Annotated in this window: 12 protein-coding genes and 1 riboswitch; of the genes, 6 read left to right on the top strand and 6 right to left on the bottom strand. The window is 61.9% G+C overall.

Going from position 1 to position 16,049, the window contains the following annotated elements:
- Window positions 1–145 precede the first annotated feature (145 nt).
- From AB5Y84_RS18280 to AB5Y84_RS18300, 5 genes are all read right to left on the bottom strand, one after another.
- Window positions 146–460: a hypothetical protein gene (locus AB5Y84_RS18280; protein ID WP_204448547.1), complete on the bottom strand. Its 315-nt coding sequence runs from the start codon at window positions 458–460 to the stop codon at window positions 146–148.
- Entirely contained in the window at window positions 447–1,697 is a 1,251-nt protein-coding gene (pgaC, locus tag AB5Y84_RS18285) for a poly-beta-1,6-N-acetyl-D-glucosamine synthase (protein ID WP_368177520.1), read from the bottom strand. Before pgaC ends, AB5Y84_RS18280 begins: the two co-directional genes overlap by 14 nt.
- Entirely contained in the window at window positions 1,694–3,652 is a 1,959-nt protein-coding gene (gene pgaB, locus AB5Y84_RS18290) for a poly-beta-1,6-N-acetyl-D-glucosamine N-deacetylase PgaB (RefSeq protein WP_368177521.1), read from the bottom strand. Before pgaB ends, pgaC begins: the two co-directional genes overlap by 4 nt.
- Window positions 3,652–6,036, bottom strand: coding sequence for a poly-beta-1,6 N-acetyl-D-glucosamine export porin PgaA (gene pgaA, locus AB5Y84_RS18295; protein ID WP_368177522.1), 2,385 nt, complete (start codon window positions 6,034–6,036; stop codon window positions 3,652–3,654). Before pgaA ends, pgaB begins: the two co-directional genes overlap by 1 nt.
- A gap of 569 nt (window positions 6,037–6,605) precedes the next feature.
- Window positions 6,606–8,450 (bottom strand): M3 family metallopeptidase, encoded by a 1,845-nt coding sequence (locus AB5Y84_RS18300; RefSeq protein WP_368177523.1) that lies wholly within the window; start codon window positions 8,448–8,450, stop codon window positions 6,606–6,608.
- Window positions 8,451–8,726: 276 nt separating this feature from the next.
- On the opposite strand from AB5Y84_RS18300, the gene AB5Y84_RS18305 reads away from it, so the two are divergent.
- From AB5Y84_RS18305 to AB5Y84_RS18330, 6 genes are all read left to right on the top strand, one after another.
- Window positions 8,727–10,409, top strand: coding sequence for a methyl-accepting chemotaxis protein (locus AB5Y84_RS18305; protein WP_368177524.1), 1,683 nt, complete (start codon window positions 8,727–8,729; stop codon window positions 10,407–10,409).
- Window positions 10,410–10,674: 265 nt separating this feature from the next.
- Window positions 10,675–10,760, top strand: a riboswitch (cyclic di-GMP riboswitch).
- A gap of 65 nt (window positions 10,761–10,825) precedes the next feature.
- On the top strand, window positions 10,826–12,247 hold the full coding sequence (gene gbpA, locus AB5Y84_RS18310) for an N-acetylglucosamine-binding protein GbpA (RefSeq protein ID WP_368177525.1): 1,422 nt from the start codon (window positions 10,826–10,828) through the stop codon (window positions 12,245–12,247).
- Between the two features lie 282 nt (window positions 12,248–12,529).
- Window positions 12,530–13,792 carry an MgtC/SapB family protein gene (locus tag AB5Y84_RS18315; protein WP_368177526.1) on the top strand — a complete coding sequence of 421 codons (1,263 nt, stop codon included), beginning with the start codon at window positions 12,530–12,532 and terminating at the stop codon, window positions 13,790–13,792.
- An 86-nt stretch (window positions 13,793–13,878) separates the two neighbouring features.
- Window positions 13,879–14,469, top strand: a complete 591-nt coding sequence (locus AB5Y84_RS18320; protein WP_368177527.1) for a sugar O-acetyltransferase — start codon at window positions 13,879–13,881, stop codon at window positions 14,467–14,469.
- A complete protein-coding gene (locus AB5Y84_RS18325) occupies window positions 14,466–14,804 on the top strand; it encodes a DUF1294 domain-containing protein (RefSeq protein WP_368177528.1) in 339 nt (112 codons plus the stop codon). The genes AB5Y84_RS18320 and AB5Y84_RS18325 overlap by 4 nt, the downstream gene beginning before the upstream one ends.
- 164 nt (window positions 14,805–14,968) lie before the next feature.
- Window positions 14,969–15,181 (top strand): hypothetical protein, encoded by a 213-nt coding sequence (locus tag AB5Y84_RS18330; protein WP_005340264.1) that lies wholly within the window; start codon window positions 14,969–14,971, stop codon window positions 15,179–15,181.
- Window positions 15,182–15,249: 68 nt separating this feature from the next.
- Here AB5Y84_RS18330 and yrfG read toward each other — a convergent pair whose 3' ends face one another.
- Window positions 15,250–15,930, bottom strand: a complete 681-nt coding sequence (gene yrfG / locus AB5Y84_RS18335) for a GMP/IMP nucleotidase (protein ID WP_368177529.1) — start codon at window positions 15,928–15,930, stop codon at window positions 15,250–15,252.
- Window positions 15,931–16,049 lie beyond the last annotated feature (119 nt).

The following is a 16,049-nucleotide window of genomic DNA, read 5'->3' on the forward strand; positions in this document are numbered from 1 at the left end:
AAAAGGGGGGGCAAAACGACTGGTTTTGGGAGTGTCGGCGACATCACGATGGCAAACCGGCCCGGAAAAAACGCTCCGGGTACCCCGCCCGCTTCGCAGTGCTTGATCGGTGATAAAAAGTGAGGGGCCGACCGGCCCCTCATGATTACGGCGCTTTTGAGGCCGTTCGCTTGCCCACCAACCGGTGCAGCAGCCTGTTGTATTTTGCCCAGGAGTGGATCAGCAGGAAGATGCCGAACAGCAGGGCAAGAAACAGTTGTCCCACTTCGATGGCATCCAGCGAGCCGATAAAGCTCTCATCCTCCTCCGCCTCCAGATAGTTGAGCCAGGGTTGCAGGGCCAGAAAAATCCAGCCGACCCAGGTCACCAGCAGGATCAGCAGATCCCGCAGCCGATACTTCCAGCTGCGCCGGGCACCGTTGCTGATGATCATCTCCTTCGCCAGCTTATGTTTTGTCACGGAACGACTCCCCCCTGTCAGGACTCTCCCACACCGCCAGCTGGCCACGACGACGCAGGATCGCCTTGGGCACCGCCACCACCACGGTCACCAGATTGAGCAGCCAGTAGATGAGCGGATACCAGACGCACCATATAAAGCTGCGGGCCATGCTCTTGTCGTAGTGGTTGTCGATAAAGATGCTGACCCCGAACTGCACCAGACAAATCGCGGTCATCATCACCCCGGTCCACTGGAACAGATGACCCACCGCCAGTCCCCTCACGTCAGGCTCAATCAGCCAGATCAGTGCCAGCAGCAACATGCTGTAGCACCAGGCCACGCTGGAGAGATACTCCAGCAGCAGCAACCAGAAGCGGCGGTTGCGCCAGCGCATCGCCTGCAACCCGTAGCGCAGAAACACCTCGGCGCCCCCCTGTGCCCAGCGCAACCGCTGCTTGTAGAGACCGCGTACCGTCTCCGGCATCAGCACCCAGCAGAGCGCCTGGGGCTGATAGTGGATGAGCCAGCCGGCCAGCTGCAGCTTCCAGCTGATGTCGATGTCCTCGGTCACCATGTCATTGCTCCAGCCGCCAACCGCCTCGACCGCCAACTTGCGAAAGGCCACCACCACCCCGGAGACGGTGAAGACGGTACCGTAGATCCGCTGGGCCCGCTTGATGAGGCCGATGATGGAGCTAAACTCGCCGGTCTGGATCTTGCCGATGATGGTGGAGCGGGTGCGTACCCGCGGATTGCCGGTGACCGCCCCGACCCTCGGGCTCTCGATGAAGTGCTTCACCATCCAGCGCACCGCGTCATAGTCGAGCACCGCATCCCCGTCGATGCCGACCAGGATCTCCCCGCTGGCCACGGTCAACCCGTTGTTGAGCGCCATCGCCTTGCCCTGATTGTGCTGGTGGAGCACGGTCAGGCGCGGATCCTGCTGCGCCAGCAGATCCAGCCGCGCACCTGTGTCGTCCTTGCTGCCATCGTTGATGGCCAGCACCTCAAAATCGGGATAGCGCTGGCGCAGCAGGTGGCCGATGGTCTCCTCGACATTGGCCCCCTCGTTGTAGCAAGGCACCATCAGGGTCACCCTGGGGTAATAGGGGAGCTCCAGCCCCCGCTTGGCCAGCGCGATATCCCGCCGCTCCCACTGGAAGTAGTAATAGAGACCGCCACAGACCCACACCATGGCCATCAGACTGGGATAGGCCAACGTAAAGATGGCTATCCCTTCCAGAAGCTCCTTCACCGCATCGCCTCCCCTGGGGTAGCTTTAGCTGCACTGACTGCGACCGGCGTCACCGGCCGCTGGGTCGGCTGAGGCTGGGTCTGCACCGAGAAGACCGGCTTGAGCACGGCCGGATCCGGCTGGTTGTTGTGAAAATCATCCGGGTAGTAGCCAAAGTTGGTCACCCCCTTGCGCTGGATGATCTCCATCCAGCGCACCAGCTCGGCATCGGGGATGGGCTGGTCGGTGCGCCAGTTGCGGCTCTGCAGCTCGAACACCAGCCGATTGGCCGGCACCTGTGCCAGTGAATCCTCCGCCAGCCTGGCCAGCCACTCATCGGGGTTTTCTGCCTGCTCCATATAGGGCATCGCCATCACGGCGGTGTAGTCATAGGCCTTGGCAAACGCCGCCATGCTCTGGGCAAACCACTGTTGGGATTGCGGCTCGGTCACCAGCGCCGCATAGATGTTGCGGGCAGTCTTGAGGCCGTCGGATCCCCCCTGACGGTAACGGGCAGCGGCATCGCGCAGCGCCATGGTGAAATCGATCAGCAGATCGGTCTTCTGCTCCCCCTGCGCCTGCAGTGCATCCGGGGTGCGAGCCAGCGGCATCGGCCCCTCGTAATCGCTGAGGAACGCATCGTCATGGAACAGCAGGCCATCGAACTTGGTGTAAAAACCGAGATCCTCGTAGATATCCAGCAGCAGCTGACGGCTGGCAGGATCCCAGGGCGAAAGGCGCAGATACTGCCCCTTGGCCGGAGCACCGGTACGGCTGTCGGTGACATAGGCATGGTTCGGCCCCATGTCGTAGGCCATCACCGGCATCCAGGCGAACACCTTGACCCCGGCCCGGGTCTTGAGCTGCCAGGACACCCGGTTGAAGAGATCCGCCTTGACCGGCATATGGCGGTTGGGGAAATAGAGCGCCTCCGCTACCCCGTCGCCGTTGTCATCGGCATAGGCCTGCAGATAGACGGTGGTGATGCCGTAACCCTTGATCCGGTCCAGCAGCATGTCGATGTTCTTGTTCATCTGCTGCGGATCCTTGTCGTAGACATAGTCCAGATCCACGTGCACCAACCGCTCCACCTGCCGCTCCCAGGTATTGCCCCCCATGATCTCGTCCAGGGTTTCGAGGCTGGTGTCCTCCTCCAGCAGATAGCGGCGCACCGTGCTGCCCGAGTCACTCAGCTTGTTGAGCCCTTCCGCCAGGGTGAAGGTGTAGGGCATCCCCGCCGCACGGGCCAGATCCAGCGCAGTCTGGTTGAAGGCGCCGTAGGGCCAGACCAGGATCCGTGGTGCCCGACCGGTCTGCTCCCTGAGCTGGCTGGCCGATGCGTCGAAGTCCGCTTTTATCCGGGCCCGATAGTCGGCCATGCTCTCATAGCCATTCTGGCTCCAGCCTGCGGTGGTCACCGCCGGCTGCACGTTGCCCTGCGGGTTGGCAAGCAACCCGTAGTGGGAGGTGAAAGTGTGGGAGGCCAGCTCCACCAGTCCGGAGTCCTGCATCTCGCGGATCTGCGGCCAGCCGACGAAGTAGCTGCGCGGCAGTTTGTCATTGCCGTAGGGGACCATCTTGTCATCAGTCACATCCAGCCAGCTGCCCACCAGCGCAAAAACCGCCGGATAGTTGTAGAGCTTGAGCAGCGGATAGACCAGCCGGTAGAAGCTCTCGTAGCCGTCATCGAAGCTGAGCAGGATCGCCTTCTCCGGCAGCGGTGCCTTGCCCGCTTTGGCATCCAGGATCTGCTGGAAGCTGACCGGGTGATAGCCCTGCTGTTTGATCCAGTTGAAGTGGCGGATCAGGGTGTCGCGCCGGATGGTCTGGGGATAGAGCTTGAGGTTGGGGGTCAATTTCAGATCGACGATATCGTGGTAGCAGAGCACCACGTAGTCATCGGGTTGCCGGGCCGCCTGCGTCAGCGAAGGCAGCAGTGCAAGCAGCAAAACGAAAGGAGCAAGCCAGCGTTTCATCACATGAAACTCCATTGCAGATTGGCGAAGATGAAATTTCCGAACTCGGGGTTGCCGTCATAGATGGCCTGACGGCGGCCCAGGCCATAGCCCAGGCTGAGAGCGGGAGAGAGGATCCAGTCATGGCGATAGCTGAGCTGCCACCCCTGATCGCCGCCATAGCCCTGCTGCCAGTAGTGATTGCCACTCATGGTCAGGCTCTGCAGCAAAGAGCGACGCCCGTCCAGCGGCAGTCGATAGCGCCCCGCCAGCTCCAACTCCAGATTGCGATCCTGCAGGGGGTTGAAGTAGTCGACCTCCACCGCCTCGTTGCGGGAGGTGGCACCACGCAAGGTGGTATCGAACCACCAGCGATCCCGGCGCCAGAGATCCTGACGCAGCCAGCCGGAGGCCGTCAGCCGCCGGTTGCCATCGCTGATATCCATCTGCTCCAGTCGCAGTGCCCCCTCGCGGGTCTCATCCTGACGCCAGCCCAGATCGAGCTGGTATTGATCGGCGTAGTTGCCGCGCGCCAATGCCCGCAGCGGGGTGTCGGCACTGTTGAGATTGATGGCTGCACCCAATGTCCAGTGATCATCCAGCCGCCAATCGAGGCGACTCCAGAGATAGCCTTTGTGGTTGAGCTCGCTGCCCGAGCCCCCCTCCAACGTCAGTTGCAGCGGGTAGAAAAAGATCTCGGCCCCCAGCCCGGTATAGGCGGCGCGCTCGGGCTGCTGGTCGAACTCGCCAAAGCTGCCCTGACGACGGACAAACAGCCGATCACCGCCATCAGTGCGAGCGCTGTAGAGGCGGCTGTCGTAACTCCAGTCACGGCTGGCCTGCACCGAGCCCCCTTCGTTGCGGCCATGGGTCAGGTCGGTAACAAATTGTGGCGCCTGCTCCAGAGTCAGCCGCTGCTGCAACTCCTGACGATCCCGGGTCAGGTTGCCAAGGGTGCGCACGGCCTGCGGCGTGCCCTGCCAGTCCCCCTTGTCGAGCCGGGCGTTGAGGCGACCCGGCTCGGCCAGCACGGTGCGTCCTGCTGGCAGCCAGCGCACGGCCTGCCGATACGCCTGCTCGGCCCCGTCGGGATGACCCCGCCAGCGGCGAATATCCCCCAGTTGCAGCCAGAGCCAGGGATTGGCAGGCGCACTCTTCAGCCACCCTTCCAGCTGCTGCTCTGCCGCACCCGCCTCACCACGCCAGGCCTGCAGCAAGGTTTTCAGCTGCAATACCTTCTCGTAGTCGTCATTGGCCATCCGCATGTTGCCGGTGAAATCCCAGCGAGTCGGTGGCTCCTGCCAACCGGCCAGCAGACCCTGTGCCGCACCATAGCGCTCGCCATCCGAATAGGCGTAGAAGCGCTTCTCCAGCAGGCGCTTGTCTTTGGCCCGTGCCGGGGTCGCCAGCTGCTGGTATATCACGGAGGCCTCATCCACCCGCCCCAGCCCGGCCAGTGCATCGGCGCGCGCCTCCAGCACATAGTCGGGTAGCGGCCCTTCGGCCTGCAGCGTAGCGGACTCCCGTTCGGCCCGGGCAAAATCGCCAAGGGCTACCAGCGTCACCACTACATCGCGACGGGCACTGATATAGAGCACATGATCGTGGGGGGCGCGGGCCAGGATCCGCTCTTGCAGCGCCAGCGTGCGGGTAAGGGAGCGGCGGGCCAGCGCCGGATCCTCGGTCTGGGCCGAGATCCGCAGCAGATTGACCGCCTGGTAGTAGTCGAGCCAGAGCCGGTCGACCGGTTTGAACAGCTTGGGGTAACGGCCCATCAGGTCTGCAGCCGCAGGGCCTGCCCCCAGGCTCACCGCTACCCGATAGAGCGCCAACACCTGCTCGGGATTATCCGGCTCCAGCTCCAGCCACTGCTGACGGGCCAGCAGCTCACCCATGGGATCTTCACCTTGGCGGGCGGCATAGATGCGGGCTTCGAGGATCGCCTGATCGCGGCCAAAGTTGGCCTCATATTCACCCGCAGCGTGGCGGGCCAGCTCGCGGTTGCCCTGATCACTGGCGGTGAGAAACAGTCCGAGCCAGCCATTGCGGTTGGCAGGATCGCGTCCCTGCAGGATGCGGTAATAGCTGATCGCCTCGGAATAGCGCTTCTCGTCGCGGGCGGCACGGGCCACCCCTTCCAGCGTACTGTTGCTGATGGGGCTGAGCTCGCACGGCTCACAGGCGGCCTGCGCCCCCTTGCGATCACCCCGCCACAGCTGCACGGCAATCAGGTCATCGAGCACCTTGCCATCACCACTTTGTCGATAGAGCGCATCCAGCCCGTGCGCTGCCGCATCCAGCTCTCCCGCCCGGGCCTTGATCACCCAGGCTTCACGCACTCTGTCCACCTCACTGGCGCACACCAGCAGGGGCAGCAGCGCCAACATCAAAAAGATGCGATTCATTCGCAACATACCACCCATAACAAACGCTGGTCGTATCGTCCCTGCACGGCCATGCGGATATACACACCCGTCCGCTCCTGCCTGACGAGCAAGAGGGCTTCCTGACTTGTGTGCTGATTTCGAGGGTGAAAGGCGGGCAGTGGGCCAGCACCTTTCCTATGTGCGGCCCAGCCATCTCCGGGCGGAGATCTGAGGCTTTCCGAACCCGATTCACATCGGGGGTGGCAAGGAGGGCGATTCTGCAGCTGTGGACAATTTAGTCAACACAGGCAGATGGGAATGGTTCTCAAGCGGGTGAATAGAACAATCTTTATGCACAAAGATAACTACAGAAAACACTATTAACAAAATAAACAAAAACCCGAGGCGATAAGGTTCCATGAGCTTATGACCTGCTCTGCACGAGCCTATTCATATGAATACATATTTAATCTGAAATCCGCATACCAAAAGCATTATGCGACAGTCTGTGTCGCCAACATTTCTACAACTGCACCAGCCATAGTCGCGAACAGACATCAGAACCACGCCAAGAGTGCCCCCGGCTCAAAAACCGGGAGCATTCCAGCTTACGCAACAGAGGCTCGTGCGCTGTGGCTCAGGATCCACGCCTCGAAATCGGCCAGCATGCGGGTTTCCGACTCGCTGTTGTCGGCGATAAGCTCGGCGCCGTGTACCACCCGGATATGGGCGTCGAGCGGGCTTCCCTCACCCGCCGCGGGGCGCTGCTGCGTGGCGGCCATGCAGGCTTGCGCCTGTTGCCACGCTTCGGCGGCGCTCAGGTTGCACGCCTCGGCCAGCGGCACGGCACTGAAGCCTTCACCGGTCAGGCTGCGCAATGTCTCATCGTGAGTCATGCCGTTGCCCGGCCCCCAGTAGTGGGCAGCCAGATCCGGCCCGATGCGCGGGTTGTCGGTAAGGTAGCCATCACGCTTGAGGAAATAAGCGCGAGTCTGCTCCACCGCCATCAGCGCCAGCAGGTAGCCGTGATAGGCGCAGGCCGACTCCTGATTAAGGAGGTGCGGAATGGCCAGCAACGGGCGCGGGCTCTCGACCCCGAGGATCTTGCGCTCCCACTTGCGGGCCAGTGCCAGCACAGCCTCGGGGGGGCGCTCGGCCTCACCCATGGCGTAGAGATCCCGCTCGAAGTAGGCCACCAGCGCGATCTGGCGTTCGTTAAAAGCGCGAAACGGCTGACGCGCTTCGATCATCTCCTTGATGAGGGCGTCGGGAACAGCCTCTCCTGCCGCATTTCTAGCGTAACGTTTGAGCCAGTCGGCATCGTCCAGCAGGCTGTCGCAGAACATCGACTGGGTCTCGGCATAAGCCATGGAAGTTGGCGGGAACTCCTGGGAGAAGCAGGGGGCGTTGCCGGTGACATTGGCAAAATGCGCGGCGTGCCCCCCCTCGTGGAACAGGGTGTTGAGGCCACTCCAGCCGCTGCCCACCTGCGCCGGATCGGCCAGGCTGGTGAAATTGACCACCGCAGGCACCCAATCCCCTTGCTGGAAGAAGCTCGGAACCGGGCCGTGGCAGAAGCCGTTCTCATACTTCCCCTCCCGTGTCAGCAAATCCAGGGTCAGGGTCGCCCCGCGATACTGGATGCCGAGCCGACGGAAGCTCTCGACCCAATCTCGCAGCGCCCGCGAGAAGGGCACGTAAGGATCGAGCTGACGGGTCACGTCGCCGCTCACGCTGTAACGCAGGTTGTGAGGCAGCAGGGCCGCCTCGCCCTTGGCGGCCTTCAGCTCGGCCAGGCTCTGCTGCAACCGAGCGTCGGTGCGGGCAATAAAGTCGTCGAGGATGGCGAACAGCTGCTCCGGGCTCATCTGCTCGTTCTTGCGCACCTTATAGTCGAAGTAGTCGCGATAGCCCATGGCGCGGGCAAAGCGGTTGCGGATCGCCACCACCTCGAGAAAACCGTTGCCGACCACCCACTGCTCCAAGGTGCGGAACATGGCGAGTGCGCTCTGACGCACCGCCTCGTTCGGGCTGGCGGCAAGGGAGGTACTGGCGGCAGGCAGGCTGCCTGCGACCTGCTGGCCCTGCTCATCCAGCAGGGTCAGTTTCAGCCCCTTGCGGCGGGCGAACAGCGCCGCCTCGGCAGCTACCAGCTCATCCATCAGGGCGGCCGCAGCGGGATCTTCAATCACATTGCACTCGAAGAAGGCGATCCAGCCTTGCAGACCGCGCTTGAGATCATCCTCGTCGGCCTGCACCAGCATCTCCCGCAATTCGGGCAGACGGGCCGGATTGGCACAAAAGGCCTTGTAGGCCTGCTCGGCCGTGGTGAAACCGGCCTGATCATCGCTGGTACCCATATAGGTGGACCAGAAGAGATCTTCTTTGCGCCTGTGCACCTGCAGGTAGTCGGCGTTGAGCTGGTTGAAGTAATTCCTGGCAATGGAACTCATAAATTCCCTCTTGTTATGGGGTCACCCGCAGCGGGGCCCACTCCTTTTTTTGAAGAAATGCCAAACCATTCACACTCTTTGGCAAAAATTGCGCGGGGATGCGCATCAACACGCTACCAAAAAGTGGGGGTTGCTGTCTGCTGACTATACTGATGTTAAAACGCTCATTTGAGAAAGCTCAGCAAGAGACTGAAAGTAAATGAGTTGTTAACTTTTACAAACTGGCTGCCGCAGTACAGAGCCACATAAAATCAACAGGGAAATGAGGGTTTAGTCATGTTCAAGCTCGGTGATATCACCGTGAGCCGCAAATTGATCTTGCTGCTCGCACTGGCGTTTGTCGGTTTTGTCTCGCTGCTGCTTATCTCGGCCAACGCGCTCCAGCGCAATCTGATGAGCGAGCGAGAGGCGCGGCTCAATGCGGTACTGGAGCAGGCCATGAGCCAGATCCAGTTTCTGGCCAGCACCCTGCCAGCAGAGCAGGCTCAGCAGGAGGCGCGCAAGCTGCTGACCAACACCCGTTTTGATGGCAACAACTACCTGTTCGTCATCGACGAGAACCGCACCATGGTGGTTCACCCCATCCGCCCCGAACTGGTCGGCCAGAAGATGGGCGAAGGGGGCGCCGCTACCGCCGGGCAGTTCTGGTATCAGATGGTGGATATCGCCAAAGGGGGCAAACAGGGCACTCTGCAATATGTGTGGGTCGGCCCATCGGGTGAAACCGCCGACAAGCTCTCCATGGTATCCGGCTATCAGCCCTGGGGCTGGATCCTCGGTTCCGGCATGCTGCTGCAAGATATTCAGCAGACCATCTGGGCCCAGTACATGAAGATGGGGACCGCCACCGCCATCGTGATCCTGCTGATGGGGCTGCTGGGCTGGCGCATCACCCACTCCATCGTCTCCCCCCTCAGCCAGATCAACAACGCCATGCAACGGGTCGCCAAGGGGGATCTGGTGGTGAGCATCCCGGTACAGGGCAAGGATGAGCTGGGAGTGGTCGCCCACTGTACCAACCAGAGTCTCGATGCCATCCGTCACGCCCTGCTGGAAGCCAGTCAGGGGGCCCGCAACGTGGCGGATGCCGCCCTGCGCATCGCCGCCTCTGCCGAGCAGACCAATCAGGCGGTGACCAGCCAGCGGGATCAGCTGGCCCAGCTCGCGACCGCCATGAACGAGATGAGCGCCACCATCTCCGATGTGGCCGGACACGCCGAAAATACCGCGCGGGATACCCAGGAAGCGACCGGTGAAGCCGGGCTCGGCAACCGCGACGTTCACGCCAGCGTGCACGGCATCAAGGCGCTGGCCACCGAGGTGGAGCAGGCCACCCAGCAGGTCAACCAGCTCAAAGAGGGAGTGATGCAGATCAGCGAAGTGACCGCCGTCATCAGCGCCATTTCGGAGCAGACCAACCTGCTGGCCCTCAACGCCGCCATCGAAGCAGCCCGCGCCGGCGAGCAGGGCCGCGGCTTTGCCGTGGTGGCCGACGAGGTGCGCCAGCTGGCCAGCCGCACTCGCCAATCCACCGAAGAGATCCAGAGCACCATTGCCCAGCTGCAGCAACGGGCCGTCACCGCCGCCAACGCCATGGATACCAGCCGCAAACTGGCAGAGAGCAGCGTCAACCAGTCCCAGCAGGCGGGGCAGGATCTCACCCTGATCGTCAACCACATCCAGCATGTAAGCGACATGGCGACCCAGATCGCGACCGCCGCCGAGCAGCAGAGCATGGTGGCCGAGGATATGAACCGCAACGTCAGCGGCATCAACGACTCGGCGCTGGAGATGTCCCAGTCCGCCTCGCAACTGGCGCAGGAGAGCGAGTTGCTGGCCGGTCTCTCCCGCAGCCTGGATGAGCGGCTTGCGGTGTTCAAACTGGGTAAGGAGTCCGCCGCGGCGCCGATGATGGCGCCCCTGTCTCCCCCCTCCGGCGAGCAGCATGCCCGCCATTGATGGCGTCAATATGTGTCGCCTTGTCACCCGGCCTGCCAGCTCAGCTGGCAGGTTTTTTTACGCCGCAAAACACGCGGCGAGCATGCATCTTATTGGCATATTCAACGGCATTCGACGCCATTCACAGATAAGAGAACAATTTAAAAACAGTCAGTTAGAATGAGCAATGTGCCGTTGAACGGTGCATTTAAACATTTAACTTCAAATAATTAATCAATGGAGTACACAATGTTGATGGCCGAATATTTGGCCCATCACTAACCATCTAGTCATTTGGCAAACTGACCGAAAGGTCGGGACGCAAAGCCTCCGGTCTACAGACGTTTTGTCCAGGATAGCGGGGTTGCCACACGCAAGTGTGCATCGGGGAACTCCCCGGCCAACTGACTGCCCACATCTGTCGAACAGAGGAATGTATGGCAGCAAAAATCCAACTCAATCACATCGCAGCGGTGCTGGCTCTGCTGGCCAGCGGCAGCGCCCTGGCTCATGGCTACATCAGCCAGCCAGAGAGCCGCAACTATCTGTGCAAAACCGGCGGCAACAGCCAGTGTGGCGGCGTGCAGTGGGAACCCCAGAGCGTGGAGGGCCCTTCCGGCTTCCCGCAGAGCGGCCCGCAGGATGGTCAAATCGCCTCGGCGGGCAGCCCGCGCTGGAGCGAGCTGAACATCCAGACCAGCGACCGCTGGACCAAACGTGAAGTACAGCCCGGCCCCTTCGCCATCAGCTGGACCTTCACCGCAAACCACGTCACCCGCAACTGGCGCTACTACCTCACCAAGCAGGACTGGAACCCCAACCAGCCGCTCACCCGCGCCTCGTTCGACCTGACCCCCTTCTGCGTCATCGACGGCAACATGGTGCAGCCGCCCAAGCAGGTAACCCACAACTGCATCCTGCCGGAGCGCACCGGTTATCAGTTGATCCTCGGCGTGTGGGAAGTGGGCGACACCAGCAACAGCTTCTACAACATCATCGATGCCAAGTTCAAAGATGGTAGTCAGCCGCCGCTGGAGTGGAGCCAGTCCGGCACCATCTACCCCTCCATCGACCTCGCGGCAGGCGACAAGGCGATGACCCGGGTATTCGATGCCAACGGCGAGCGCCCCGATCTGCAAACCGTGCTGACCATCACCACTGCCGAACAGGGCCAGAAGAACAACTGGGCCCATGCCCTCGCCAGCAAGATCAACGCCGAGCAGAGCCTGATCCGCGCCGGTCAGCAAGGAGCCGATGGCCAGTTCAATCCGGTCTACGGTATGAACCCCGTCTATCTGCATCGAGACAGCAAACTGAAGCGGGTCGAGATTGACCTGCAACAGCAGCAACCGCCGGTGGTGGACAGTATCAGCGTCAGCGGTCTGGCCAGCGACTATGTGCTGGACAACGGCAAGGCAACCCTCGATTTCACCGTCACCGCACAGGGCGATCTGACAGTATCCAACACCCTCTATGACCACGGCGGCGTGGCCAAGGGTGAAAGCAGTGCCGACATCAAGGACAGCAGCCACACCTTCACCATGGCGCTGGAAGGGCTCAAGGCAGGTCACCACCAGCTGGTGATCAAGGCCACCCCGAAAGCGGGCGGCGAGACCATCCAGCAGACCATGGATCTGATGTTCAAGGAGCAGAGCAGCGGCGAATATGACTTCGTCTTCCCGAACAACATCAAGTCCTACACCGCCGGAACCAAGGTGCAGCAGCCGAAGAATGGCAAGGTCTATCAGTGCAAGCCCTTCCCCTACAGCGGCTACTGCGTGCAGTGGGCCACCACCGCCACCCAGTTCGAGCCGGGTGTCGGGTCCCACTGGCAAGAAGCCTGGATTGAGCTGAAGTGATCCTCAGCGGGTCATGACGCCATCAATAAAACGGGGAGCCATTGGCTCCCTTTCTTGTCTTCTCTTGCCATTCAAACGGGACGTCGATGACGGGCTAGCAGCCCATGACTCCTCCCCGATAGCCTGTACGACTCTTGCGCAGTGCTCGCGATCCATCTCTATTACTCATATCGGCCACTCGCATCGGGAGCCGGACGCAGACTCTGTGAGCCATGCCCCTCTGCCCCCTTGCTCGCTGTGCCATCATGGGATCAGGCTGCAACGATGCGAAAGGAAGCCGCCATGTGGATCAATGCAGAACCGGTCAACGGAGCCCTGGTCTCGCTGGCCATCGGCCTGATTATCGGACTGGAGCGGGGCTGGCAGGTGCGCCAGCTGGGGGATAACCAGCGCATCGCCGGGATGCGTACCTACGGCCTTATCGGCCTGCTCGGCGGGGTCTGCGGCTTGCTGCTGCCGACCCTGGGCCCCTGGCTGCCGCTGCTCGGCCTGCTGGCGGTGGTGATCGGTTGCGGCCTCTCGGTCTGGCTGGCCCAGCGCTGGCAAGGGGAGTTCGGTCTCACCAGCTCGGTGGCCATGCTGCTCACCTATCTGCTGGGGCTGATGTCGGTGCTGCTGAGCCCGAGCGAGGCGGTGGCCTGCGCCGTGCTGGCCGCCCTGCTGATGGGGCTCAAGGGCAAGATCCAGCAGGGGATGCTGTTTCTCAGCGAAACCGAATTCCACGCCACCCTGCGCTTTTTGCTCATCTCGCTGGTACTGCTGCCGGTACTGCCCAACGAGGAGATGGGCCCCCTCGATGCCTTCAACCCCTTCAAGACCTGGCTGATGGTGGTGGTGATCGCCGGCATCTCGTTTTGTGGCCACTTCGCGGTGCGGTTACTCGGCACTCGCGCCGGACTGGTGCTCACCAGCATACTGGCGGGATTGGCCTCCTCCACCGCCCTCACCCTGCAGTTTGCCCGCCTCAACAAGGAACAAGGAGGGCTGGAGCGGCTACTGGCCACCGGCATCCTGCTGGCAGGGGCCACCATGTGGCTGCGGCTGCTGGTGCTGGTGCTGCTCATTCACAGCGAGCTGGCGATGCGCCTCGTCGCCCCCCTGTTGCTGCTGGCCACCACTGTCTACGGCTTTGCCTTCTGGTTCTGGCGCCAGCGCGAGGAGCTGACTGACGGCCCGGTACAGCCGGAAACCAGCAACCCGCTCGATCTGGCCACCGCCATCAAGTTCGGCCTGCTGCTGGCGTTGATCGGCTTTATGGCCACCCTGCTGCAAGACAAGGTAGGCAACTCGGGGGTCTATCTGCTGTCGCTGGTGTCGGGGATCACCGATGTGGACGCCATCACCTTGTCGCTCTCCCAGCTCTCCCACAAGGAGCTGGCACTAGAGGTCGCCGCTCGCGGCATCCTGCTGGCCGGACTGGTCAACTCGCTGGTGAAGGGGCTGCTGGCCCTGGGGATAGGCGGCCGCCGGCTGGGACTGCGGGTGCTGCTCCCCTACTTCGTCTCGGCCCTGCTGATCCAGCCCCTTATCTGGCCTGCAGGTTGACCGGGATCACCTGCAACAAGTGACAGACTGACGGCGCCCCTGACAGTCACGTATACTGCCTGCTCTTGCAGCATGAGGAGGTAGCGATGGCGAGCGACTGGGACAAGGTACTGGCTGGCGGGGCACTGGACAGCCAAAGCGAGGAGATAGCCAACGACCGGATCCGCGGTCAGGCGCTGCTGGCCCGGCTCAATAGTTCATCGGCGGGCGATGGCACTCGGCGCCAGCAGATCTGCCGCGAACTGTTTGGCCACTGCCCCGACTCCTGCTGGATCAGCACGCCGTTCACCTGCGAGTTTGGCCGCAACATTCATATCGGCGAGAAGACCTTCTTCAACTTCAACGTCACCATTCTCGACGTGGGCGAAGTGCACATCGGCAGCCATGTGCTGCTGGCCCCCAACGTGCAGATCTACACCGCCACCCACACCATGAACTATCTGGAACGACGCAACTGGACCGCCTACAACAAGCCGGTGCGGATCGGTGACGACTGCTGGATCGGTGGCGGCGCCATCATCTGCCCCGGCGTCACCATAGGGCCGCGCTCCATCATTGGCGCAGGCGCCGTGGTGACCCGCGACATCCCGGCCGACTCGGTGGCGGTGGGCAATCCGGCCAAGGTGATCCGCACTCTCAAGCAGGATGAGGAGCGCTGCTGGGAGCTGGCCCAGTGATGGCGCTGGCGCTGCTGCCACTGGGCTGGACCCTCTGGCTCGGCCTCGACAGCCAGCAGTGGTGGCCGCTGGCCGTGTTGCTCTCCATGAGCCTGCTCACGGTGGCCGCCTACGCCTGGGACAAGCGGCAGGCAGTGCGGGGAGAGTGGCGCATGCCCGAATCGAGGCTCCATCTGCTGGAGCTGTGTGGCGGCTGGCCGGGGGCGCTAGTTGCCCGCCAGTGGCTGCGCCACAAGACCCAGAAGCGCAGCTACCGGCTGGTCTTCTGGTTTATCGTGCTGCTGCACCTCACCCTGTGGGGACTCTGGCTTGGCCGCCCTCTCTGGCAGCAATAGCCACCCGGGTAACAAGGTGGTGGCTTGGCCGCCCGCTCTGGCAGCAATAGCCAACTGCATCACAAAGGCGAAACGGGACCCATTGCGACCAATTGGCGGCTATGAGAAAACAGAACGGATCCCATCAGCGTTTTCGCCGTTTATAGACGACAAGGAGTCGTGACATGACCATGTGGACAGGCATAGTCCTGATCGTATTTATCAGCGTATTGTTCGGATATCTCGGCAAGCGGGCTCGCTATCAGATGGGGGATGCCCGCATCACCGACCGCCTCGGCAAGCAGGATATGATCATCAGAGAACTGCAGGAGCGGATCGCCAATCTGGAGGCGATAGTCATCGAAGAGGAGAAGCGGCGCCCGTTTCGGGAGTTGTGATTTTTTCACCGCCAGGTTTCAGATACAGAGAGGGCTGCACGATGCAGCCCTCTCTCGTTTCAGCAGACTCAGATTGCCAGCGGCAGCAACTCGGCATAGTCGCGGATCGCCGGAAAAGCGGTGATGCTCTGCTCCGGCTTGCAGCTATCCGGATTCTGGATCGCCAGCTGATAGCCGATGCCATAGTCGGCGGCGGCCCGCAGGATCCGCTCGCTGTCATCCACAAACAGGGTGCGGGCTGGATCGAACGCCAGCCGCTCGGCCAGTGCCTGCCAGCAGTGCTGGCTCTCCTTCGACCAGCCCAGCTCGTGGGTACTCACCATCAGATCCAGATGGTTGCTTAGTCCCAGCTGCGCATCCTTCACCGACAGACTGGCGGGGTGGGCATTGGTGAAAAGCACCAGCTGCTTGCCCGCGGCGCGCAGCTCGGCCAGAAAGGGGATGGCGTGGGGACGCCACTGGATCTTCGCCAGCAGCTCCTGCTTGAGGGCACGGATGTCGAGCCCCAGGGTCTCGCTCCAGTAATCCACGCAGTACCAGTTGAGGGTGCCGTTGACGGCGTGATAGTGGACGTCGATCTGCGCTTTGGCTTCATCCAGCGGCAGACCGAGCCGCTCGGCGTAACGCTCCGGCACCAGCTGCTGCCAGAGGTGGTTGTCAAAATGCAGATCGATCAGGGTGCCATCCATATCGAGCAAGACGGTATCTATCTGGTGCCAGGGCAAGGTGATGGAGCGGGAGTGTGGCATCGGGCCTCTTGATCGCGGATCTCGGAAAACGGGGCGGCAGTATAACGGATTTTTCCTCCCCCTTTGCCATCCTTAGCCCGTGGTGTTCGGTGTGAGAGTCGTTTACTCTTGAAGCACGA

The organism is Aeromonas sp. s11 (assembly GCF_040907945.1).
GTDB lineage: Bacteria > Pseudomonadota > Gammaproteobacteria > Enterobacterales > Aeromonadaceae > Aeromonas > Aeromonas veronii.

Bases quoted from the DNA above. Each gene is read 5' to 3' on its own strand.
- pgaB (WP_368177521.1), bottom strand. From the start codon at position 3,652: ATGAAACGCTGGCTTGCTCCTTTCGTTTTGCTGCTTGCACTGCTGCCT.
- pgaA (WP_368177522.1), bottom strand. From the start codon at position 6,036: ATGAATCGCATCTTTTTGATGTTGGCGCTGCTGCCCCTGCTGGTGTGC.
- AB5Y84_RS18300 (WP_368177523.1), bottom strand. From the start codon at position 8,450: ATGAGTTCCATTGCCAGGAATTACTTCAACCAGCTCAACGCCGACTAC.
- AB5Y84_RS18305 (WP_368177524.1), top strand. From the start codon at position 8,727: ATGTTCAAGCTCGGTGATATCACCGTGAGCCGCAAATTGATCTTGCTG.
- gbpA (WP_368177525.1), top strand. From the start codon at position 10,826: ATGGCAGCAAAAATCCAACTCAATCACATCGCAGCGGTGCTGGCTCTG.
- AB5Y84_RS18315 (WP_368177526.1), top strand. From the start codon at position 12,530: ATGTGGATCAATGCAGAACCGGTCAACGGAGCCCTGGTCTCGCTGGCC.
- AB5Y84_RS18320 (WP_368177527.1), top strand. From the start codon at position 13,879: ATGGCGAGCGACTGGGACAAGGTACTGGCTGGCGGGGCACTGGACAGC.
- AB5Y84_RS18330 (WP_005340264.1), top strand. From the start codon at position 14,969: ATGACCATGTGGACAGGCATAGTCCTGATCGTATTTATCAGCGTATTG.
- yrfG (WP_368177529.1), bottom strand. From the start codon at position 15,930: ATGCCACACTCCCGCTCCATCACCTTGCCCTGGCACCAGATAGATACC.